This window comes from Rhodococcus sp. Leaf225 (assembly GCF_001426145.1).
Taxonomy (GTDB): Bacteria; Actinomycetota; Actinomycetes; order Mycobacteriales; family Mycobacteriaceae; genus Rhodococcoides.
In genome coordinates this window covers 1,642-2,217 of sequence record NZ_LMRN01000002.1, presented here as the reverse complement: position 1 = coordinate 2,217, position 576 = coordinate 1,642, and the positions used below count along the sequence as shown (strand labels likewise).

General features: G+C 54.9%; 1 rRNA gene (only partly in view). It reads right to left on the bottom strand.

Features of this window, described 5'->3' with window-relative positions:
- Window positions 1-576: ribosomal RNA gene (locus ASG69_RS00015) — 23S ribosomal RNA — on the bottom strand (its annotated part continues 1,094 nt past the right edge of the window); the annotation flags it as partial.

Sequence of the window (576 nt, the reverse complement as noted above, 5' to 3'; positions counted from 1 at the left end):
TCTCTCAAGCGCCTTGGTATACTCTACCTGTCCACCTGTGTCGGTTTCGGGTACGGTCTCACGTGGAGGCTATTTCCTGGGACCCCTTCACCGCCCGAGCAATCCGATAAGCTCGAACGATTTACAGCATCCGTCACCATCCACTGGCCAGGGACTATTCACCCTGTTCCCATCGACTACGCCTTTCGGCCTCGCCTTAGGGGCCGGCTAACCCTGCGCAGATTAACTTTACGCAGGAACCCTTGGACTTTCGGCGAGAGTGTCTTTCACACTCTTTGTCGTTACTCATGTCAGCATTCGCACTTCCGATACCTCCAGGACCCCTCACGGATATCCCTTCACAGGCCTACGGAACGCTCCGCTACCGCGTGATCCTTGCGGATCACACCCAAAGCTTCGGCTCGTGGCTTGAGCCCCGTTACATTTTCGGCGCAGGAACCCTTGTTTAGACCAGTGAGCTGTTACGCTTTCTTTAAAGGATGGCTGCTTCTAAGCCAACCTCCTGGTTGTTTTGGGATTCCCACATCCTTTCCCACTTAGCCACGAATTGGGGGCCTTAGCTGTTGGTCAGGGTTG